Source organism: Vreelandella boliviensis LC1 (assembly GCF_000236035.1).
Taxonomy (GTDB): Bacteria; Pseudomonadota; Gammaproteobacteria; order Pseudomonadales; family Halomonadaceae; genus Vreelandella; species Vreelandella boliviensis.
The window spans coordinates 427,271-448,189 of the sequence record NZ_JH393257.1 but is presented as its reverse complement, the minus strand read 5'-3'; the positions used below and the strand labels follow the sequence as shown (position 1 = coordinate 448,189).

The following is a 20,919-nucleotide window of genomic DNA, read 5'->3' as shown; positions in this document are numbered from 1 at the left end:
ATGCATCACAACATCGATCTTTTATGATCGTTTTTATCAAGCTTGGTGATATATGCGTGCACCCACCTTAGACCTAACCCTGCTGCGCACCCTGGTGGCGATTGCGGACACCGGTAGCGTGACCGCGGCCGCGAAACGGTTGGCGTACACTCAGTCCACCGTGAGCATGCAGCTGCAGCGGTTAGAGGCGCAGCTATCGCTCACGTTGCACGAGCGGGAAGGGCGACGAATACGCTTTACCTCAGAAGGTGAACGCTTACTTAACCATGCCCGGCGGCTATTAGCGCTTAACGATGACGCGTGGAGCGATATGCAAGCGCGGCAGGTAACAGGGGATCTGACCCTCGGCATTCCTGAAGATTACGCCTCGCTGCTGCCCTCGGTATTTGCGTACTTTCATCAGCTCTACCCCGCCGTGGGGCTCAAGGTAATCTGTGGCACCAGCGCACATCTCGTTGAGCAGGTTAAGGCCAAAGAGTTGGATCTCGCCCTGGTGACCCGGCAGCGCAATTCACCGGGCGGTGATGTTATCCGTCGTGAACCACTGGTGTGGGCAGTCGGTATGAACCGGCAGCCGCTGCTTAGTGACCCTCTGCCACTGGCACTTTATTCACCGGGGGCAGACGTATTTCGTGAAGTGGCTGAGCAGGCTTTGCAATCAGCCGGGCGTAGCTGGCGTGTTGCCTATACCAGTCAATCCATGGCAGGGCTGGCGCCGATTGTGACCGCTGGGCTGGCCATTGTGGTGGTGACTCGCAGCATGCTAAACCCTGCGCTGAGGCCGCTGGAAGAGAGCAGCGGGCTGCCTGCGCTGCCGATGATTGAATTGGCGCTGCACCGGGCGCCGCACCGCCCTTCGGAGCCTGCGCGTCGATTGGGAGAGTTAATACGCGAGCAGCTGGCAGTGCCCGAACAAGCGCTATAAAGTGGGTTTTTAACCCCAGGAGAGTCTTAAATGCCCATTGTGACTATTCAGCAGTTCCCCCGTGACGTCGAGCAGAAACGAGAGTTGGCAAAACGTATTACCACCGCCTTTACCGAGGTGTATGGCACCGATCCGCAAAGCGTGCAGGTATTTTTTCAAGAGATAAATGGTGAGAATTGGTCGAAAGGCGGTGAACTAGGTATCGGTCGCACAAAGCCTAAGTAATGCTTACCGTTGATGGTCGTGTAGTGCTTTAATCAGCGCAAGGGAGCGTTACTGACTAGACTAGAAAGCAAATGAATTCGCTGTTAGGAGCTCTCAACATGCACGAACTGGATCGCTATATCTACCCGCATCGGGTGCTGCACTGGCTGGTGGCTGGCGCGGTGTTGCTCTCTTTGGCCAGCGGTTTAACGCTAGGCTTTTTGGGCTATGAACGCACAGTCGCTCTAGTCGGCAATATGCTCACGAACATACTGTATACCAGCCATAAGACGCTGGGTGTGTTGATACTGTTGTTAATGACGCTACGTATTATTACCCGTTTGGCTTTTGTGGTGCCCGATCATGAACCGCCCCTAAATACCTTAGAGCGGATTGCCAGTACAAGTGTGCACCATTTGCTCTACATTGCGCTGGTTGTTATGCCTTTGTTGGGCTGGGCAGCCACCGCAAGCGGCGGCTTTCCAGTGGAGTTTTTTAATTGGCATTTGCCAGGGTTGATTGGCGAGCGCGAGCAGCTGTCTGAGCAACTCTTTATGTGGCATGGGCGCCTGGGGTGGGTCATTTTAGGTTTGGTGGTACTGCACGTCGCCGGCGCTATATTCCATTGGAAAATCAAGCGCGATAACGTTATGAAGCGTATGAGTTTATTTGATTAACGGCCAATACATTGGCTAAAGACTAACTCGCCGAGCCGTAGCGATAGCACTTTGCTGCTTGGCGTGATTTGACAGCGTACATATGGCTATCGGCTTCTCGCAGTAAGCTCTCAAGAGTGGCGTCGTCTGTTTCCTGACAAGTGCTTACCCCAATGCTCACGCTAACACTGACTCGCTCGCCGCAGGGGAGTTTGATCGGTGAACGAATGGCTTCAGCGATACGGGTCTGTATATTCTCAAGGGTATCGTCTGGTTCGATATTTTCCATGATAATAATGAATTCATCACCGCCAAAGCGTGCGCAGTGGTCACCCGTGCGCGCCAGGTGGGCGATTCGTTTAGCTATTTGTTGTAATACAAAATCTCCCGCCTCATGGCCGTAGCAGTCGTTAATAGGTTTGAAGCGATCTAGATCGAGCATCAGTAACGCTAGGCGCTGGCTATATTGGCGATTACGCTCCAGAGCTTCTTTGGCGCAGCGCGCCAAGCCGTGGCGATTTAATAAACCGGTCAGCATATCGCAGTTGGCTAAATGCTCCAGCGCTCTAGTGCGGGCGGCGACTTTTTGCTCCAGCGCGGCTTCCTGCTTTTTAAGCGCAGTTAACATAGCGGCTTGAGCCCGCTCTTTTTGCCGTTTAAGTTTGTTGAAGCGCGATGCTAGCGCAAACGAGAGCAGTAACATTTCTAGCGCGGAGCCAATTTGAATACCATGTAGGGTAATAAAATTAGCCGGTAGTATGCCCAGGTTGCGTAGTGCAAAGACACCTGCACCTAACAGGAATATCGACCACGCAAACACGAACAGTCGAGCGCTGGGTACCCGCCGTAGGCTGCAGTAGCTGCCGCATATCAGGAGCAGTAAAGCCGCCATAAAACCCGTCACATCCATTAGGTGAAGGGCCGCAGGAATGGGCAGCAGTAGCGAGGCAATGACGGCCAGCCAACAGTAATTGCGAAAGGTGCTTAATACTTGATGCCAGCGTGGGCAGTACGCCTCTGTATTAAGAAAACTCTGCGCAAATAGCGTGGCCATGGTAGAGGCAAAGGTGAAACCGAGCGCCACCAGGCGTGACGTGTTTTCACCCAGAAAACTCCAAAACATGAGTGTGCCAATGCCGTTAAACGCCAGAATGGCGAGCCCAAAGCCAGCGACAAATAGCGAGTAGTGAAGAAATACGCGCTCTTTTAAGCCAAAAAATAGTAGTAAATTATATAAGCCCATCGCCAGTAGCATGCCGAAGTAGGTGGCCAGCCAAAAATTATGACGATCGTTCTGGGTATAAAATGCTTCTGGCGTTAATAAGTTATAGCTAAGCATCTTGCTGCCTGAGGCAGCTACATGGGTATACAGCGTGACGGTTTCGTGGGCGGCCAGTTCTAGAGGGAAAACTGCCTGACGGCGAGCGAGCGCGCGCTGTTCAACGGGAACTGCACTGCCGCTATGCTGCACATCGCTATGCTGTTGGCGAAGCGTATAAAGGGTAACGTAATCCAAGAACGGGTATTCAAACTCCACTATCCAACGTTGGGGTTCCGGTGAGTCATTGCGTACCTGAGTTCGCAGCCACACATCACCCCGGGTATAGCCGAAATTTAAATCTTGGGCTTGGTGCGTTCGCTGAAAAGTACGCTGTTGGCTGAGTAAATCGTTAATCGTTAAAGACTGTTCGTCGGCTAGCCAGAACTCGTTATAAGGGGTAAGTGAGTAGCTCGCCTGGTTCGGCGATGCGGATAGGAGTGTATTTGCTTGAGCCCACGGCATAAAATAAACCGCAAGCAGCAGCAATAAACCGGTGTAAACACCCGTTGTTAAACGTCGTGCATGCATAGGGCATCGCTTTTTTGATTTTATTACCCCGTTCGCTGTTCCCTGGGTTCCCTTACCCACCGGGGGCCGCTAATTCGTCGACATAGCGCTCAGATGCGGTTTGCATGCCACCCCGCCCAAAAGCAACTCAATTTCCCTGTGCCTACGATAAGCCTTTTGAGTGTAGTCGGCTTTGGCCAAAAATAGCGTTTAAAAAACTCATGCTTAAGTCATAACTTGGCTTAAATTTTTTGTAAGTTGTTGAATTAGTTGGCCGCTATGGCGCCAAAAATGCCAATATAGTGGCACTGTCAAAAAATGGCCGGGAGCAACGCTGGCCAGTTGGCCACTCGCTATTAATTCGCCAACCTGTAGTTGCGGCATCATGCCGTAACCGATCCCCGCCGCGGCTAAGCGCACAAAGCCTTCTGAAGATGGGCATAGGTGATAAGGAAAGTGGCCGTGGTAACCGCACTGAGCCAGAAAGCGATGCTGCAATTGATCGTGAGGACCGAAGACGATGGCTGGCGCACGCTGAAAGTTCTCCTCCGAAGGGCCTTCTGGAAAGTAGCGCTCGATATACGCCGGTGTCGCCAAAGGGTGGTAGCGCATTTCTCCCAGAGCGACACAACGTGCCCCGGCAATCGGTTGTGGCGTGGCGCACAGGCAGGCTGCTACATCGCCATCGCGCAGGCGCTTGAGCCCGACATCCTGGTCTTCAATCACCAGATCCAGCAGTACACCCTCTTGCTGGCAGATAGTCGCGATGGCCTCAGCCCACCAGGTGACCAAACTATCCGCATTGATAGCGATACGCAGGCGCGGTGCCTGGTCATCCAGTGTGGGTAAGGAGCCCCGCAAGTCTCGCTCTAATAGCTGTACTTGCTGGTAGTGGGTCAACAGTCGCTGGCCTGCAGGGGTGGGGGCTAGATGAGGGTGGCGTACCAGCACCGGCTGGCCAAGGCGAACTTCCAGTGCCTTGATGCGCTGGGAGACTGCCGACTGCGAGAGCCCCAGCACATCGCCTGCGCGCTCGAAACCGTTGCACTCCACTACGGTCGCCAAGGCATGAAGCAGTTTGTAATCCAGCATGGCGGTGTTCCTTGGGCAGCAAAAAGTGACGTGAAGCAAAAAAAGATGATTAAACCCTGTCGCGCTCTCTTATGAGATTAAATGGTATTGAATCTCATAAGGCAATGAATTACATTCCAGCTTGAGGCGCAACACTAATCCTAGCTAGATGCCTTAGCACCTTATTTTAGTAGTTCCTGTAACGCCACAGCCTAAAGGACACTGTAATGCCCGCCATCATGCTCCGTCGCCCTCTTGCAGGCATCGTTGCGCTTAGCGCGCTGATGCCTTTTGCCCCAGTTGCTGTTGACAACGCTGCTGCCGACACCGCTGCAGGCGATACTCTTAGTGCAGACGCCGTGGTTCATCACTACGCCGATCTGGCTCATGCCAATTACGCCGATGCACTGAGTGCCGCCCAGACATTGAACGAGCGCATCGACGAATTGCTGGCCAATCCCACTGCCGAGACCCTGGCGGCCGCCAAACACGCCTGGCTGCAAGCGCGTGTTCCTTATCAGCAGAGCGAAGTGTTTCGCTTCGGCAATGCCGTGGTGGACGATTGGGAAGGGCAGCTAAACGCCTGGCCCCTCGATGAGGGCATGATCGATTACGTTGAAGGCGATGACTACCAATATGAACTGGGCAACGAAGGCGCCACCGCTAATATCATTGCCAACGAGCGCATCACGGTAGGCGGAGAAACCCTGGATGTTAGCAAGATCACCCCGCAACTCCTCGCCGACCTTAACGAAATTGGCGGCTCGGAAGCCAACGTCGCCAGCGGCTATCACGCCATTGAGTTTCTGCTTTGGGGGCAGGATCTGAATGGTTTTGAGGCAGGCAGTGGCGAGCGGCCGGTGAGTGATTTTCAAACCGGTGATGACTGCACCCATGGCCACTGCGATCGCCGCCGCACTTACCTGAACGCGGTGTCCGACCTGCTTGTTGATGATCTTGAGTGGATGGTGGCCCAGTGGGCACCGGAAACTGAAGGTAATTATCGCCAGGAGCTGCTGGCGGAAAGCGATCAAGAGGGGCTACGTCGCATGCTGTTTGGCATGGGCTCGCTGTCCCTGGGTGAACTGGCCGGTGAACGCTTGAAGGTCGCGCTTGAAGCCAACTCGTTTGAGGATGAGCACGACTGCTTCAGCGACAATACCCACAACTCTCACTACTACAACGGTCAGGGTATTCAGAATATCTACACCGGCAGCTACCAGCGCCTAGACGGCAGCGTGGTCGAGGGGCCTTCGCTGCAAGACCTGTTGGCCCAACAGGATGAAACGCTTGCCGACAACCTAAGTGAACAGCTTGACGCTACCATGGCGCGACTCGATGCCATCAAGCAGGCGGCCGAGTCGGAAAGCTCACCAATGGCCTTCGATATGATGATCGCGCCGGGTAACGAGCAGGGCAGCGAGTTGATCAACGGCGCGATTCTAGCTTTGGTGGCACAAACCGGATCGCTTGAAAAAGCCGCCGGTGAGTTGGGCGTCACCTCCTTGCAGCCTGATGACGCCGGTCACCAGTTCTAGACCGAACGAGCGTCTACCATGAGCCGCCGATAGTTTTACTATCGAGCGGCTCTGTTGCTTTTTATTCAGCATCATCCTTCTCAAGGTATCGCCATGTACCGCTTACCCCGGTGTATTATCCAAGCCAAGTGGCTGCCCTGCACATTAGCCCACAGCAGTTTCTTGCTGGCCCTGCTGGCAACGCCCTTGCAGGCTGCCGAGTCACCTACCCAAGATTACCCCCCCATCCAAACGACGCCCATGAGCGGCGGCGATGGGTCGGTGGAGCAGTTCGACCACAACGCCTACTCGCTGCCGCTAGGTAATATGTCGATGACCAAACGTTTGGATTTCAGCGTTGGCAATAGCTTCTTCCGTAACCCCTGGGTGGCCGCCCCCGCCAGCACCGAGGCCCGCGATGGCCTGGGCCCGCTATTCAATACCAATAGCTGTCAGGGCTGTCATATAAAAGATGGCCGGGGACATCCTCCGACGGGCGATGAAAACCCTATCGCGCTTTTTCTGCGTCTCTCTCTGCCCTCTAGCGAAGCAGACGCAGCGACGCTAGAACAGCGCGGTGCGCTTCCCGTGCCCAATTATGGCCTGCAGCTACAAACGGCGGCGATATCTGGCGCGCAGCCAGAGGCCAAAATGCTGATCGAGTATCACCCCCGGGAGGTGACGTTTGCCGATGGCACTAGCGTTACCCTGCAGGAGCCGCTCTACTCGATTGCCGAACCCGCCTACGGAGAACTGCCCGAGACACTACAGACCTCACCGCGGCTGGCGCCGCCGATGATTGGCCTAGGCCTGTTAGAGGTAATCCCCGAAGCCGACTTGATGGCTGCCGCTGACCCAGATGACGCGGATGGCGACGGCATCTCAGGCCGCGCCAATCAGGTCTGGGATGCGCGCAGTGGCACCACGGTAATGGGGCGTTTCGGCTGGAAAGCTGGCGAGCCCAGCATTGAACAGCAGGGCTTGCACGCCTTTGCAGGAGATATGGGGTTGACCTCCAGCCTGGTACCGCAAACCGACTGCATGGAGAGCCAGGGGTGCGACGCTTTTCCCAATGGCGGAACGCCTGAAGTCAGCGATGAAATAGCCGACTTCGTCACTTTCTACGCCTCCAGTCTGGCGGTGCCGATGCGCCGCAATATGGGTGACCCAGCAGTGAAACAGGGTGCTGAGAGATTTAACGCGCTGGGCTGTGCAAGTTGCCACACGCCCCGTCATCGCACCGCTGCGGATGCTACCCGTCCGGCGCTAGCAAATCAGGAAGTATGGCCCTATAGCGACCTGCTGCTTCACGATCTGGGCGACGCTTTGGCCGATCATCGCAGCGAGTTCCAGGCCGATGGCCGCGAATGGCGCACCCCGCCGCTGTGGGGTATTGGCCTGGCCCAAACGATTAATCCCCGAGCGGGTTTTCTCCACGACGGTCGCGCCCGCACTCTGGAGGAGGCGATTCTCTGGCACGGGGGTGAGGCAGAAAGTGCCACCCAGGCCTATCGCGAATTGCCCGCCGACCAGCGAGCGGAACTTGTTCGTTTCCTTGAATCCTTGTAACTCATTGTTGATAAGGAGTTTATGTGATCGCTTCTCTTCGCCGCCTGGGATTCCTGGCCTGCGCGCTACTCGCGACACCGCTCTCTTTTGCTACGGACACCCCTACGTCGCGGGAAATGTGGCACGGCGCGGTGGAACTTCAGTATGCTGAACTGAGCGCCGCCTCAGAGCGCCTGGAAGCAAGCGCTGCGCGCTTTTGCCAGAGCCCTGACGAGGCGCTCCGACAGCGCCTGGAAAATGACTGGATGAGCGCTTATCAAGCCTGGCAGGCGGTGCGCTTTATCCAGTTCGGCCCGGTCGAGCAAAATAGCCGAGGCTGGCAGCTGCAGTTCTGGCCAGATCGTAAAAACCTGGTGGGCCGCAAGGTGGGCATATGGTTGAAAGCAACCGACGCGCCGGATGTCGAGGATATCGCCAGTGACAGCGTGGCGATTCAGGGCTTTCCCGCCCTTGAGTACTTGCTTTATGACGACGCCATGGACGATCAGGTCCTAAGCGAGCCTGCCGCCTGCGACTTGATGCAGGCTATCACGACGCATCTCGCGGATACCACCAGTGCGCTGCATCGCGACTGGCAGGCCTTTGGCGAGCACTATCTTGAGACGGCTGACTACACTGAGACCACGCTGGCGAGCGCCATCCAGTCCCTCGAAATACTCGAAGATAAACGCCTTGGCGAGCCCATGGGCCTCAAAGGCGCACCTGCCAACGGCTACTTAGCCGAAGCCTGGCGTAGCGGAAAAACGGTTCGTTTGGTAGAGAGCAGCCTGGAGGGGCTGCGTACCGGCTTCCTGCCCGGCCTCACCACGCTGCTTCGCGAGGCCGATGCGCTGCCCCTCGCCGAAGCGTTTCGTGATCAGTTGGATAAGACGCTTGCCCAGGCTAGCGAGCTGTCGCCGGGCTTGGTGCCTGCCCTGGACGACGAAGCGGCGTTTCGCGGCCTGCAGTCGCTTTACCTTGATATCAGCCAGCTGCGCCATTTGCTGGGTAACGAGATCGCAGGCGAACTTGGCCTGGTACGCGGCTTTAATTCTAGCGACGGGGATTAAGCCATGCAGCGACGCCAGATACTCAAGGTGGGTCTGGGCAGCGTGGCCATGGCGCTGACGCCGCTGAGTTGGGCGCTGCCCGCCCGTGAGGAGGTGGACTGGCTATTTAGCGCGGTGGATGATCCCAGCGGCGGGCATTTTATCGCCGGGGTGGCGCTGGATGGACAGACCCGCTTTATGATTGAGGTGCCCGAGCGCTGCCACGGCGGTTGTTTGCGGCCTGATTCCCGCCAAGCGGTGCTGTTTGCCCGCCGCCCCGGTACGCGGATGTACGTGATCGATGGCGACAGCCGCCAACTCGCCCACACCATCGCTGCCGGGGAGGGCTATCACTTCTACGGCCATGGCGTGTTCGACTTGAGTGGGCGCTACCTGTATGTCACCGCCAACCGTCTGGCGGATAGCGCCGGACTGGTGCGGGTTTACGACGCTGCCAACGACTACGCCCATGTGCGCGACATGCCGCTGGAGGGTATTGGCCCCCATGAGCTTCGGCTGATGCCGGAGGGTGACACCCTGGTGATTGGTTTGGGCGGCATTCAGACACACCCCGACTACGGCCGGGTAAAGCTCAACCTGGACACCATGGCCCCGGCGCTGCTGCTGCTGGATCGCCACAGCGGCGAAATTCTGGCCCGTCACACGCCTTCGCACCACCAGCTAAGCTGCCGTCATCTGGACGTGGCAGCGGACGGCACGGTAGTCGCTGGGTACCAGTTTGAAGGCCCCGAGTGGGAAACCCATCCGTTGATTTGCCGCCTGGATGCCGCCGGGCGCTTTTCAGAGCTGGCGCTGCCCGATGAAGTCACCGCCAGCCTGCACCACTACATTGCTAGCGTCGCGTTTAGCCGTGTTTCGGCCAACGTTCTGATTACCGCACCCCGCGGCAACAGGGTACTGCTGCTGGATGCTGAACAAGGCCGTCTGAATGCCAACCTGGCACTGCCCGACGCCGCTGGTGCCCGCTGCGATGGTAACGGCGGCTTTCTGGTTTCCTCCGGCCAGGGCGGGCTCTACCGTGTAACGCCGGGCACGTCAGCGCCCGAGCTGCTTGCCAGCCTGGAACTCCGCTGGGATAACCATCTGACCTGATAGCACGTAGCACCATTTTGATTAGCCATTTCGACTATCCATTTCGACTATCCATTTCGATTAGCCATCTTGATTAACCCTGTTGCATAACGCTTTCTTGGCAAGAGCTGCTGCTGATAGACTTCAGCGCCCTTTACAGGAAGGCAAGGAGTCCCATGGAACTGCTGCGCTTAGTATTTCATCACTACCGTTGGCCCTTTTTAGGCGCCATTGCTTTAAGTCTACTGAGCGCTGGTTTAGGCGTGGGGGTGATTGCGTTTATCAATCAACGACTTATTGAAGTAGGCAGTATGGCCGCGCTGCCGCAATTTCTAGGTCTGCTGGCGGTGCTACTGGCGGTTACGCTAAGCACGCAGTTGGCGCTGACCGTGCTTGGGCACCACTTTGTGTTTGACCTGCGCTCGCGGCTGGTGAAGCGGATTCTCGACACCGATATTGAGCGCCTGGAGCAGCTGGGCAACGCCACCTTGCTTGCCAGCCTGTCCAGCGATGTGCGCAATATCACCATTGGTTTTGTGCGCCTGCCGGAGCTGATTCAAGGCGTTGTACTAACGCTCGCTTCGGTGGCCTATTTGGCGTGGCTATCGCCGCAAATGGTGGTGATCACCGTGCTGTGGATCGCGTTTACGATGGGCGTGGGCTGGGTGCTGGTATCGCGGGTGTATCGCCACTTTCGCCTCGTGCGTGAAAGCGAAGACAGTTTGTATAAAGATTTCCAGGCAGCCATAGAAGGGCGCAAAGAGCTGGCGCTGAACCGCGACCGTGCCCGACGCTTCTATGATGAGCGTTATACCGCCAATGCCCGCGACTATCGTCACCACATTATCCGCGCCGATACCTATCATTTAAGCGCTAATAACTGGTCTAACATTATGATGTTGGGCGCCATCGGCGTGGTGTTTTTCCTCTCAAATGGGTTGGGTTGGGCCAATACCACGGTAGCCTCAACGTTTGCGCTGACGCTGCTGTTCCTGCGCACGCCGCTGATTCAGGCGGTGGGCGCCTGGCCAACCTTAATTAGTGCTCAAGTGGCCTTTGATAAATTGAGCAGCCTGGAGCTAGCCGAGTACCAGTCAAGCTTTGCGGTAGACGATACGCTGGCCGATTGGCAGCGCCTTGAGCTGGAGGAGGTCACTTACCACTACCCCAACACTGCCCAAGGCGAGGGTTTCCAGGTAGGGCCGCTTAATATGACCCTAGAGCGCGGTGAACAGGTGTTTCTGATCGGCGGCAACGGCAGCGGTAAATCGACCCTGGCTAGGTTGCTTTCCGGTTTATACCGCCCCCAAAGCGGTACTATCAAGATTGATGGGCAGGTGGTTACTGCTGATCAGTGGGAAGCATTCCGCGCACGCTTTGCCAGCGTGTTTACCGATTTCCACCAGTTTGATCAGACCATGGGCCCTGAAGGGCTGCCCGCTGATCCGCAGGTTGTCGATACTTGGCTTGAGCGGCTGCAGATGCAGCACAAACTGCAGTGGGAGGGAGATCGCGTTATCAACACCCAGCTCTCCCAAGGCCAGCGTAAACGCTTGGCGCTATTGCTGGCGATTGCCGAAAAGCGCGATATCTTGCTGCTTGACGAGTGGGCGGCGGACCAAGACCCGCAGTTCCGGCGCCTGTTCTACCGCGAGCTGTTACCACACTTAAAAGCCATGGGTAAAACCGTGTTTGCTATCAGCCATGACGACAGCTACTTCGTCCACGCCGACCGGTTGCTGGAGATGTCGAAGGGGCAGTTAAGCGAGCTAACAGGCGAGCAGCGTGCGCGCGCAAGTGAAGATGCTGTCGCGCAAATAAATATCTAAACCGCTTTAACGGGCGGCCTGTTTGGCGCGCTTGTAGGCCGCATCCGTCCAGCGAAAAGGTGCCACAGGTATCAAACTCTGCCCCTAAATAGCACAGGCATTAGCGCGTTGGTATGCCTTGATTCATTGCGCGACGGCAATATTGTGCTCTCCGTTGGGGTGTCTTATGACCTGCATGGGTAATCCATAAATCGCTTCTAGGGTGCTGTCGCACATCATATCGTTTGGGGCGCCGTGGGCCAGCAGGCGGCCGCTGTGCAGCGCCATCAGTTCGTCGCAGTAGCGCGAGGCCATATTGATATCGTGCAATACGATAATAACGCCAAGATTGAGTTCATCGCACAGCTTGCGGATCAGTGCCAGCACTTCGATTTGGTGGGCGATATCCAGCGCTGCAAGTGGCTCATCAAGGAGTAGAAAGCGGCTGCCTTGCGCCAGTAGCATGGCCAGCCACACCCGCTGACGTTCACCACCGGAGAGCGTATCGACCAAACGGTCGGCAAAGGCCTCTGTGTGGGTGAGGGCAATGGCGCGGTCAATAGCGTCTTTGTCTTTTTGGGTGTGGCGCCCTAGCAGACCGTGCCAAGGGTAGCGGCCAAAAGCCACCAGTTCTCGCCCGGTAAGGCTTTCAGCGCTGGGCAAATGCTGGGGCAAGTAGGCCACTTGGCGGGCGAACTCGCGATTTCCCCAATTATTCAGCGGGCGCTGATCAAAGTGAATCTCACCTTGGCTGGTCGGCTGTTGCTGCGCCATCATCTTGATCAGCGTCGACTTGCCCGAGCCGTTATGGCCAATCAGGCCGTAAACTTTGCCCTCATGAAAGCTGTGGTCGATGGGATTTAAAATCGGCTTGCCATTGATTTCAAAGGTAGCGCCTTTGACCTCGAACATGAATGACTCCTGGCGATAGGGTTAATAAGAATGCCTCCATTCTAGTGCTAATGGTTCTCATTTTTAACAAAAAAATAAAAAAATTTATGCCGAGACTGGGGGCGCTCTGTGGGAAATTCGGCCCATCAATAAGAACTATCACTGTGTAAGGCGTTTCTCGGGCAGTCAACATGGCTAAATGCCAGTCTTTACACGCTAATGAGAATCATGTTTAATTGATATGTTATCTTATATCAATTTTATTGAAGGAGTCGAACATGCGAAAGGGGATTCATCCTGCCTATGACTACGTGGTGTTTCGCGATACCAGCTGCGGCGCGACTTTTCGGATCCGTTCTACCTGCACCTCAAAGCAGACGATTGTCTGGGAAGATGGCAATACCTACCCAGTGATTGACCTGGATGTTTCTAGCGCTTCTCACCCTTTCTATACCGGCGAGCAACGCAGAGTCTCCGCTGAAGGTCGGGTGGCGCGTTTCCAGCAGCGTTTCGGTGCGGTTTCGCGCCAATCGACTAACACCAAATAGGGGGGAATAGCGTGCAAGTACTTAGCTCACTCAAGTCCGCCAAAAATCGCCATCCCGGTTGCCAAGTGGTCAAACGACGCGGGCGGCTCTACGTTATTTGCAAGGCCAACCCCCGCTTCAAGGCGCGCCAGGGAGGAAAGAACAAGAAATAAGCTGGGCGTGGGCTCAACTGTGGCGGTTTGCGTCCGCTAAAAAAGCGTGTGCTAAAAGAGCATATTGCTTATTTATCAGCAGGCCTTTAAACACCCTAGCAGTTGGCCATACCGCTCGGGGTGTGCCGCGAGTATGCTGCTCCATTGACCAGGGCTCTGTTTGCCCGCGAGGTCGGTGACGGTGTAGCCAGCCTCGCGGGCAATCACTATACCGGCGGCGATATCCCAAAATTCAAGCGCCGCGCCTTGAGACCAAAAGGCATCAAAGCGGCCTAGACTGAGATAGGCGATCTCCAGCGCCGCAGAACCTGGGCTGCGGATGCCAGCCACTTGGGGCATTAGCACGGCGAGTTGATTTATGGTCGTCGTGCAGTCGCCTTTAGCGTGGTAGGGCAGGCAGGTGCTTACCAGCATCTCTGTTAGCGGCCGTGCATCAGGCGTGGTGAGCGGCTTATCGTTAAGGAAGGCGCCGATGCCTTGGCCTGCCCAGAGCATTTCATCAAGCAGCGGTTGATAGACAACACCGATGATCAGCTCCTCGCCCTTCGTGACCGCGATTGAGACAGAGAAGTGAGGCACCCCATGCAGAAAGTTGCTGGTGCCATCGAGTGGGTCAATGATGACGGTATAGTCGCTATCGGTGGGTGTAAGTCCGCTCTCTTCGCCCAAGAAAGCGATATCGGGAAAAGCGCTGCTGATACAGTCGATAATGATGTTTTCCGCTGCTGTATCGTAGTAGCTGACAAAATCTGACGTCCCCTTTTGCTCAAAGGCAATTCGCCCCTTTTGCGAATACCCCTCGCGCAGCAGGGTGCCAGCCTCATAGGCGGCTTGCTTTACCGTTTCGAGTAGGTCATTGCTGCTGTCGAGCATTGTGTTACCCCTGAACATTCATCGTGTTTAGTGCATGGCGGTTACTTACCTGTTCAATGTAACTAACCATTCATGACAAGCCGATGACAGCGGATAATCGCCAGCTAATTAAGCCAAGGTCTCCACCTCAAACGCCACAACCTGGCGCTGGGCGCTGGAAAACTCCACGCCGATGAGATGAATGGGTTTGCCGGAGGCGCGGTGTTTATCGGCATAACCCTTGTGTTTGATCTGCTCCAGCGCTTTACCTTCCGGCAGTTGTTCCACCACCTTGAACTCGAACAGGTAGATATGCCCGCCAAAGTCCACGCTCATATCCACCTTGCCATGGTGGCTGGCATCTTCCACCGTCACATCCAACCCCAAGGCCGCGAAGTGGCTGTAAAAGACGCTGGCATAATGTCCTTCGTACTTAGCGATTGGGTTATTGCGGTACCAGTCGTGAGGCAAGCCCGCATAAAGGGCTTTAAGGTGAGCTTCCAAAGCAGCAAGGTCATGGCGCTGAAAAATATCGAATAACGCCAGTTGGTGGGTTTGTGCCTCGCTTGTGTTAATACCCAATACCGGCAGCAATAAGTCGTTGAGGCTGCTTTCCACCTCCCGGTTCGGAAAGCCCAGCGTATAGAGGCGATAGCCCAGTATGGGCTCCTGCACATCCTTAATGGTGATATAGCCCGTTTGGAACAGTAGCCCTTCGGTGGTGATATCATCCACATCGAAACGCCCGAGCAACTGCGCTTTTGCCTGTAAGGTCTCCAGTCGAGGGGTGAAAACCCCGCGTTGCTTAAGAAGGTCGACCAAAAACGTCGGCGTTGCAGACTCAAACCAGTACGGGCCGAACTCGCGCTTCTGAAACAGCAACAGTACGTCGAAGGGGTTGTAGACGGAGGTTACCGCACGGTCACCCCAGCGGTAACCGTTGTACCACTGGCGGATCTCATCGCGATCCAGGTCGGGTAGTTCCGGGGCGAAAACTGTGTCGATGTCCTCGTCGGTGTAGCCGCAAATCGTGCTGAAGGGGGCATCCAGGGTGATATCGTTGAGGTTGTTCAATCCTGAGAAAAGGCTGACCTTACTGAATTTGGAAACGCCGGTGAGCAGTACAAAGTGCAGGTGCGGGTCAGCGTCTTTAAGCACGCTGTAAAGGTTCTTTAAACCCTCGCGCAGTTCCCGTGCACGCTCGGGGGCCAGGATATTGTCTAGAATCGGCTTATCATATTCGTCAATCAGCACTACCACCCGCTGGCCGCTCTGCTGGTGGGCGGCGCGGATGAGCGCGGAGAATTCGCCAGGGATATCGGTTTTATGGTGCTGGGTAATGCCGAGCCGCTCGCGTTGAACCCTTAGCTGTTCACGAATACGTTCGTCCAGACCTTCACGGCTCTGCATCACGCCATCGGCAAAGCTAATACGAATCACGGGGTAGCGCTGTTGCCAGTCCCACTTATCGTGAATATAAAGCCCTTCAAACAACGTTTGGCGACCTTCAAACAGGCAGCGCAGGGTGTCCAGCAACAGGCTTTTGCCAAAGCGGCGTGGCCGCGAGAGAAAGTAGTATTTGTTCTGGTTAACCAGGCGCTCGATATGCGGAGTTTTATCGACGTAATAATAGTCGCCCTCGCGGATATCCGAGAACGTCTGAATCCCGATGGGTAACTTACGGCGATGGGCATCCGTCACGGTGGGCCTCCAGGGCAAAAAACAGCGATATGGTCAACAGTCTAGCATGGCTACGGTTTGTACTGGGCAGCGACGAGAGTATCAGCGGAAGGTGTGAGTGATTGCGGAAGGCTGAGGTTTAGTACTTTAGGTAAAAACGCGAGTCACTGGCTTGTATCGGCAGAAGCTTTATCAATGTTATCGCTTTCAATAAGGCGGCTGACAAGACTGTCGGCAAAACGCCGGGCAGCAGGTATTCCTCCCCAGGACCAATAGTTGACGGAAATAATCGTGTAGTTGCCCTGTTCCACGCTTGGCAAGTGTCGCCATTGTCCATCCGAGAGTAGTTGCCTCACGCCTCCGTCCGGGCCATAGGGGCTGTCAAGAAATACCAGTTTGGCGTCGATATCAAACAGAGGCGTTGCGCTAACGGTTGTCATGCCCCATCGGCCTAAGTCTCCCTGCCAAGCGTTCTGAAGGCCAAGGCTATTTAACATCATGCCCTCAACGCTTCCTGCGCCATAAACACGGGCATGGCGTTCATCCAACAGGCGCACCAGCAAAACAGGTGAGTCGATATCATTAAGCTGTCGTTTCAACGCCGCGAAGTGATGGTTGGACTGCTCGATATAATTCTCCGCAGCGGCAGGGTTGCCAACCAAATCGCCAAGCTGACGCGTCAGTTCTTCGATCGTTTCCCAGTCGTTATGGCCGCCATCAACATCGGCATACTTATAAAGTGGATACTCCATAACATCAGCAATTTTTCTGAGCCTTGGCAGTAAGCTGGCATGGGCGGGCGGTGAAATCAGAATATGCTGTGGGGGATCGCTTGAAAGTAACTCAAGGTTAGGAAGATGACGAAAACCCAGGTTAGTCGTATTGGGAATAATGCCATTTTGCCGCGAGTATGTTTCATAACCCTCTAGACCCGACAGAAATCTAGGAGGGTTACCAATTGCATTGAGGGTTTCCGCGATGGCGAAATCAAACGTAGCTAATGGCGCTACGCTGTTTTCATCGCTGGCTATCGAAACGTTGCTCATCCATATGCTGATGAGCAACGTGATCGATAAGGCCATGCATTTATGATTTACAGGGCGATAAAAAGGCCTATTTTGATATGTCACGATCCAGCCTGTGTTGTGTGAATAAAGAAGTGCCATCATCACCACTGATAGGACGCCGTACCGACAAGACTGCGCGGTTCGCCATAGAAACACGCATAGGTGCAGGACTCGATATAGGTTTTATCGGTCAGGTTGGTCGCATTTAAGGAGAGTAGCCATGGGCCCGTCTCATAGCTGACCATGGCGTCAACAAGGGTAAAGTCAGGCACTTCGCCATCAAGATAGGCATTAGGAAGCGTTGAACCCACATAGCGTACACCCGCACCCAGTTTTAGCCCTGGTAGACCGAAATCACTGAAGCGATAGTCACCCCATAGCGAGAACTGGTTGTAGGGTGCCTGACCGGTTCGTTCGCCAACTTTTTCGGGAGTGGTCGGGCTGCTTTTAGTCGTCCGGGCATCAGTGTAGGCATACGCGGCGACCAGGTTGGCATTGAGGCCGATCTCCGTCTTGGCCTCCAGCTCGACGCCCCGAGAACGCACCTCTCCTATTTGTGTCTGGAAAGTGGTGTCGACCGGGTCAGCGACTAGCATGTTTTCCTGGGTCAATTCGTAAGCGGTGGCGGTTAACATAGTGTCCCAGCCTTCTGGCTGAAAACGCAGCCCCAGCTCATACTGCTCACCTCGGGTGGGCTCGAATTGATCGCCATTGCGATCAGTACCCGTTGCCACCTCAAAAGATTGACTAAAGCTGGCGAAAGGTGCCAAGCCATTATCGGCCAGGTAAACGAACCCAACACGGCCTGTGAATGCCTCATCATCCTGCTGCTGCTCTTGAGAAGGGTCGAAATACCGAGAGGCTTCAGTATCCGTCCAATCCTGACGCCCGCCCAGCATGACGACCCATTTATCGGCAATCTTCATCTGGTTCTGAAGATACAGTCCAACCTGCTCCTTACGGCTCACATTGGAATATTGATTGGGGATACTCTCACCCAATTGTCCACTCCCATAGACAGGATTGTAGATATCCAGGGCAGGGACGGTCTGCTGGTAACGTTCTGTTTCGTGGCGCTGGCGGACGTAGTCAAGACCGGCCAGAGTTGTGTTGGTTGTCGCTCCGGCCTCCCAATCGTACTGCAAGGATGTATCGGAGGAGACCGCCCTGGATGCATCGCGGCGATCATGGGCGGTTCTGGAAAAAAGTCGCCCAGCGGAGCTTTGAGGTTGCTGAACAATACCGACGTTGTCGAAGTTTCTATCCGAGTGGAAACTGCGAAAATTGTGGCTGAGTTTCAGGCGATTGGAGAAGTCGTGCTCGAAAAGGTAGCCGAGGGAGTAACTCTCATTATCGTAGTCATCGAATCCAGGCTCGCCAACGAATCGCTCCCGAGGAATCTTGCCGTTTGGGTTGAGGAGAATGGTGCCGCTGGCGGGTAGCCCGTAGACATAAGTCGTCTCGTCCCGCTGATACTCGCTGAGTAGGGTCAGCGAGGTATCCTCATTAGGCTGCCATTTAAAGGCTGGCGCGATGTAAGTGCGATCATCCGGCACATGGTCGATAAAGGTGTTGCTTTCGCGGCGCAGCATGGTTAAACGGTAAGAAAACTCGCCATCTTCATCCAGGGAGTCGGAAAAGTCCGCAGAGACTTGGCGCCGATCAAAACTGCCTACCTGCAGATTAACTTCGCGCAAGGGTTCGCTGGTTGGGCGCTTGCTGACCGCATTGATCAAGCCCCCAGGAGACGCCACGCCATACAGAATTGACGAGGGCCCCTTGAGTACCTCCAACCGCTCCAGGCCATAGAGCTCCTGCTGGGCATCGAAGACATTGGCTTGATATTTGCTGCCATCCCGGTAGCTGTTATACACACTGAAACCGCGGATCATCATGCTGTCATGGGTTGTGTCAGCACCTCCCCCGCCATAGGCGCTGGCCACGCCAGCCGTATAGCCCAGCGCTTGATTGACGTTGCGCGCGCCATAATTGCGGAATTCCTGACTACTGACCACTGAGATGGACTGTGGCGTTTCAATGATCGGCGTATCGGTTTTGGTGCCTGTCGCGCTGCGGGTGGCTGCAATACCCAGCACAGGGCCGCTGGCTTCTTCATAAAGACGACTTTCCGTGACCTGCAGTGTAGGTAACGGGGTTGAAGACTCACTGCTTGACGAAGGTGCCAGCTCAGCGTCCTGCGCAACGACAACAGCCGACGCGCTTGAGGTAGCGACAGCAATGGCGACTGTCAGCCACCGCTTGCGGAAAGTGGGGTGGTGCACGAATGTTCTCCTTGCGTTAGTATTTTTCTATTTTTACGAATATTAATCGTTATTATTTGTATTATGAATAGCTTATGGGTGAAGTCAATATCACGGGGCTGTGTAGTGACCGAAATCTAATGCTAGAAAAAGTATTGCTTGCAGCCTAAGGGGCCCTATCGGTTATTGGGCTGGTCGCTAGGTGGTCCCTTGGCGGCAATGGTTGCGGCGCGGCTTGAAAAGCAAGCCCAGGAGGTGAGCCTATTGGCACTGGTCGATCCTTATATCCCCGGTAGCGGCCAGACGAACGAAGATGATTGGCGAAAGGATTTTACGGCCTTTGTGTCGGTCATCTTGCCGAGCATTTCATCTGAACTGGTCGCCAATAGTGCTCATGAAGCGCCCCGTAAGGAGCCAAGCGAAACGGAGCTCGCCATTATGCTAGAACGCCTACTGGCGTCGGATGCGGCCTATGGACGGGAAGGTTATGCCGCTCTGGGTGGTGAAGAGCTGGCACGGACCTTCTGTGTGGCACGCCATCTGAAGAGGCTCTCCCTAAAGACCGATGCCTTGCATAGGTTGAGCTGTGAGGCGGATTGTTTGTGGTCTGAAGGGCGTCCACAAGAGGAACGGCAAGCGCTAACTCATCAAGTGGGGCAAGCGCCACGTCGGGCTATTGAAACTTCTGAGGATCACTTCTCGATTGTTGCCAGTGATTCGCTGTTGCTGCAGGTGGCGGAGAAACTGCAAGAGGTAGCTCAACGGGAGGCAATAGTAGACGAACAAGAACTGGTTTGATTGCTGGTTTGTACAGGTAGTCCGCCTTCTTCTCGGCCGTCTAATTGGGGGCGACTGAGAAGAAATTATGTATCTTCAAGCGTTTCTACCAAGGTCTCGGCGAAACGCATGGCAGAGGGGAGGCCTCCCAGAGTCCAGTAATTAACAGGAAGGTAGATAGTATTGCCACCGCGTAGACGTAATAACGCCTGCCATAGCCCGCCACGGTTGAGGCGATCACCAATGCTGGAGGTATAATGAGGGCTCTTCAAAACAACCAGCCTCCCTTCAATGGCGGGTAGTTCATCAATGCTGACAGTGGAAACCCCTACATGGTTTGTTGGTTTATTCCATGCATTGGTAAGGTCAAGTTGATCTAAAATGCCTTGAAATAGGCTGTCTTCACCATATATCCAGACATGACGATCATCCCTAAATTGGATAATAAGGAGAGGGGCTTGGTCTGTAGGAATTTTATGGCTGAGCCTAGCAAGTTGTTGTTCAGATTCAAGGATAAGACGCCTTGCATCCTCTTGGTGCCCCAGTCGCTCCGCTAAAGCCAGAGTGAAGTCTTGCACTGCCTGCCAAGGGTCGCCCGTAATCGGAAATAGGGAGATATTTTCCGTGGGCGCGATATGCGATAGTTTTTCATTCAGACGTGTAAGACCCCCTATTACTAGTGAAGGGTTTAGGTGTGATATCAGCTCAAGGTTTGGCATTGAGCCAAAGCCCAGCTCTATAGCATCATCTGCGATAAGCCCATTATCTGCCCACTCGTTATAAGTTTCCAGTTGCGTTACGCCTAGCGAGCCAATGTCCAGCATACTCAGGGTTTCTGTAACAGCCCAGTCGAAAGTAGCAATGGGTTGTCTTTCGCCAGCATATGCAATGCTGAAGAATGTAAGAAACACTAGTGCGGTCGTGAAAAACTTCATGTGTCGCGCCTTAAAGACATGTATCATGACTGCTATGGTTTAAAGTGTTAAATTAAAA

19 protein-coding genes are annotated in these 20,919 nt (G+C 54.9%); 11 read left to right on the top strand and 8 right to left on the bottom strand.

Features of this window, described 5'->3' with window-relative positions; genetic code table 11:
• The first annotated feature begins 52 nt into the window (after window positions 1-52).
• The 3 genes from KUC_RS01925 to KUC_RS01915 all read left to right on the top strand — a co-directional run bounded on the left by KUC_RS01925 (window position 53) and on the right by KUC_RS01915 (window position 1,806).
• Entirely contained in the window at window positions 53-925 is an 873-nt protein-coding gene (locus KUC_RS01925; RefSeq protein WP_007111389.1) for a LysR substrate-binding domain-containing protein, read from the top strand.
• Between the two features lie 30 nt (window positions 926-955).
• Window positions 956-1,150, top strand: a complete 195-nt coding sequence (locus KUC_RS01920) for a tautomerase family protein (protein WP_007111388.1) — start codon at window positions 956-958, stop codon at window positions 1,148-1,150.
• 98 nt (window positions 1,151-1,248) lie between these two features.
• Window positions 1,249-1,806, top strand: coding sequence for a cytochrome b (locus tag KUC_RS01915; protein WP_040479212.1), 558 nt, complete (start codon window positions 1,249-1,251; stop codon window positions 1,804-1,806).
• 22 nt (window positions 1,807-1,828) lie between these two features.
• On the opposite strand, the gene KUC_RS01910 is transcribed toward KUC_RS01915, so the two are convergent.
• Together KUC_RS01910 and KUC_RS01905 are read right to left on the bottom strand one after the other, a co-directional pair.
• Window positions 1,829-3,634: a diguanylate cyclase gene (locus KUC_RS01910; protein WP_007111386.1), complete on the bottom strand. Its 1,806-nt coding sequence runs from the start codon at window positions 3,632-3,634 to the stop codon at window positions 1,829-1,831.
• A 204-nt stretch (window positions 3,635-3,838) separates the two neighbouring features.
• A complete protein-coding gene (locus KUC_RS01905; RefSeq protein ID WP_007111385.1) occupies window positions 3,839-4,705 on the bottom strand; it encodes a LysR family transcriptional regulator ArgP in 867 nt (288 codons plus the stop codon).
• Window positions 4,706-4,911: 206 nt separating this feature from the next.
• Between KUC_RS01905 and KUC_RS01900 the strand changes: the two genes are divergently transcribed.
• The 5 genes from KUC_RS01900 (at window position 4,912) to KUC_RS01880 (ending at window position 11,719) form a co-directional block, all read left to right on the top strand.
• On the top strand, window positions 4,912-6,222 hold the full coding sequence (locus KUC_RS01900) for an imelysin family protein (RefSeq protein WP_007111384.1): 1,311 nt from the start codon (window positions 4,912-4,914) through the stop codon (window positions 6,220-6,222).
• 93 nt (window positions 6,223-6,315) lie between these two features.
• Entirely contained in the window at window positions 6,316-7,770 is a 1,455-nt protein-coding gene (locus tag KUC_RS01895) for a di-heme oxidoreductase family protein (RefSeq protein WP_040479209.1), read from the top strand.
• A 23-nt stretch (window positions 7,771-7,793) separates the two neighbouring features.
• Entirely contained in the window at window positions 7,794-8,819 is a 1,026-nt protein-coding gene (locus KUC_RS01890; RefSeq protein WP_007111382.1) for an imelysin family protein, read from the top strand.
• A gap of 3 nt (window positions 8,820-8,822) precedes the next feature.
• A complete protein-coding gene (locus tag KUC_RS01885) occupies window positions 8,823-9,911 on the top strand; it encodes a DUF1513 domain-containing protein (protein ID WP_007111381.1) in 1,089 nt (362 codons plus the stop codon).
• A 155-nt stretch (window positions 9,912-10,066) separates the two neighbouring features.
• Window positions 10,067-11,719, top strand: a complete 1,653-nt coding sequence (locus KUC_RS01880) for a multidrug ABC transporter permease/ATP-binding protein (protein ID WP_007111380.1) — start codon at window positions 10,067-10,069, stop codon at window positions 11,717-11,719.
• A 123-nt stretch (window positions 11,720-11,842) separates the two neighbouring features.
• Here the strand turns inward: KUC_RS01880 and KUC_RS01875 are convergent, their stop codons facing one another.
• The gene (locus KUC_RS01875; protein ID WP_007111379.1) at window positions 11,843-12,610 is read right to left on the bottom strand and encodes an ABC transporter ATP-binding protein; all 768 of its coding nucleotides are present in this window, start codon (window positions 12,608-12,610) and stop codon (window positions 11,843-11,845) included.
• A gap of 257 nt (window positions 12,611-12,867) precedes the next feature.
• Here KUC_RS01875 and KUC_RS01870 point away from each other — a divergent pair, with 257 nt between their 5' ends.
• Together KUC_RS01870 and ykgO are read left to right on the top strand one after the other, a co-directional pair.
• Window positions 12,868-13,137 carry a type B 50S ribosomal protein L31 gene (locus KUC_RS01870; RefSeq protein ID WP_007111378.1) on the top strand — a complete coding sequence of 90 codons (270 nt, stop codon included), beginning with the start codon at window positions 12,868-12,870 and terminating at the stop codon, window positions 13,135-13,137.
• Window positions 13,138-13,148: 11 nt separating this feature from the next.
• Window positions 13,149-13,289, top strand: a complete 141-nt coding sequence (ykgO, locus tag KUC_RS19195; RefSeq protein WP_007111377.1) for a type B 50S ribosomal protein L36 — start codon at window positions 13,149-13,151, stop codon at window positions 13,287-13,289.
• A 75-nt stretch (window positions 13,290-13,364) separates the two neighbouring features.
• On the opposite strand, the gene KUC_RS01865 is transcribed toward ykgO, so the two are convergent.
• The 4 genes from KUC_RS01865 to KUC_RS01850 form a co-directional block, all read right to left on the bottom strand.
• Window positions 13,365-14,162 (bottom strand): inositol monophosphatase family protein, encoded by a 798-nt coding sequence (locus KUC_RS01865; protein ID WP_007111376.1) that lies wholly within the window; start codon window positions 14,160-14,162, stop codon window positions 13,365-13,367.
• Between the two features lie 108 nt (window positions 14,163-14,270).
• Window positions 14,271-15,842, bottom strand: a complete 1,572-nt coding sequence (locus KUC_RS01860; RefSeq protein ID WP_007111375.1) for a PD-(D/E)XK nuclease domain-containing ATP-binding protein — start codon at window positions 15,840-15,842, stop codon at window positions 14,271-14,273.
• A gap of 143 nt (window positions 15,843-15,985) precedes the next feature.
• Window positions 15,986-16,990 (bottom strand): ABC transporter substrate-binding protein, encoded by a 1,005-nt coding sequence (locus tag KUC_RS01855; protein ID WP_244264771.1) that lies wholly within the window; start codon window positions 16,988-16,990, stop codon window positions 15,986-15,988.
• Entirely contained in the window at window positions 16,990-19,170 is a 2,181-nt protein-coding gene (locus KUC_RS01850) for a TonB-dependent siderophore receptor (RefSeq protein WP_007111372.1), read from the bottom strand. The genes KUC_RS01855 and KUC_RS01850 overlap by 1 nt, the downstream gene beginning before the upstream one ends.
• Before the next feature lie 138 nt (window positions 19,171-19,308).
• On the opposite strand from KUC_RS01850, the gene KUC_RS01845 reads away from it, so the two are divergent.
• On the top strand, window positions 19,309-19,947 hold the full coding sequence (locus tag KUC_RS01845) for a thioesterase domain-containing protein (RefSeq protein ID WP_083825733.1): 639 nt from the start codon (window positions 19,309-19,311) through the stop codon (window positions 19,945-19,947).
• A 65-nt stretch (window positions 19,948-20,012) separates the two neighbouring features.
• Here KUC_RS01845 and KUC_RS01840 read toward each other — a convergent pair whose 3' ends face one another.
• Entirely contained in the window at window positions 20,013-20,861 is an 849-nt protein-coding gene (locus tag KUC_RS01840; RefSeq protein WP_083825732.1) for an ABC transporter substrate-binding protein, read from the bottom strand.
• Window positions 20,862-20,919 lie beyond the last annotated feature (58 nt).

Bases quoted from the DNA above. Each gene is read 5' to 3' on its own strand.
- KUC_RS01910 (WP_007111386.1), bottom strand. From the start codon at position 3,634: ATGCATGCACGACGTTTAACAACGGGTGTTTACACCGGTTTATTGCTG.
- KUC_RS01855 (WP_244264771.1), bottom strand. From the start codon at position 16,990: ATGATGGCACTTCTTTATTCACACAACACAGGCTGGATCGTGACATAT.
- KUC_RS01880 (WP_007111380.1), top strand. From the start codon at position 10,067: ATGGAACTGCTGCGCTTAGTATTTCATCACTACCGTTGGCCCTTTTTA.
- KUC_RS01870 (WP_007111378.1), top strand. From the start codon at position 12,868: ATGCGAAAGGGGATTCATCCTGCCTATGACTACGTGGTGTTTCGCGAT.
- KUC_RS01840 (WP_083825732.1), bottom strand. From the start codon at position 20,861: ATGAAGTTTTTCACGACCGCACTAGTGTTTCTTACATTCTTCAGCATT.
- KUC_RS01895 (WP_040479209.1), top strand. From the start codon at position 6,316: ATGTACCGCTTACCCCGGTGTATTATCCAAGCCAAGTGGCTGCCCTGC.
- KUC_RS01915 (WP_040479212.1), top strand. From the start codon at position 1,249: ATGCACGAACTGGATCGCTATATCTACCCGCATCGGGTGCTGCACTGG.
- KUC_RS01875 (WP_007111379.1), bottom strand. From the start codon at position 12,610: ATGTTCGAGGTCAAAGGCGCTACCTTTGAAATCAATGGCAAGCCGATT.
- KUC_RS01885 (WP_007111381.1), top strand. From the start codon at position 8,823: ATGCAGCGACGCCAGATACTCAAGGTGGGTCTGGGCAGCGTGGCCATG.
- KUC_RS01925 (WP_007111389.1), top strand. From the start codon at position 53: ATGCGTGCACCCACCTTAGACCTAACCCTGCTGCGCACCCTGGTGGCG.
- KUC_RS01865 (WP_007111376.1), bottom strand. From the start codon at position 14,162: ATGCTCGACAGCAGCAATGACCTACTCGAAACGGTAAAGCAAGCCGCC.
- KUC_RS01905 (WP_007111385.1), bottom strand. From the start codon at position 4,705: ATGCTGGATTACAAACTGCTTCATGCCTTGGCGACCGTAGTGGAGTGC.
- KUC_RS01920 (WP_007111388.1), top strand. From the start codon at position 956: ATGCCCATTGTGACTATTCAGCAGTTCCCCCGTGACGTCGAGCAGAAA.
- KUC_RS01900 (WP_007111384.1), top strand. From the start codon at position 4,912: ATGCCCGCCATCATGCTCCGTCGCCCTCTTGCAGGCATCGTTGCGCTT.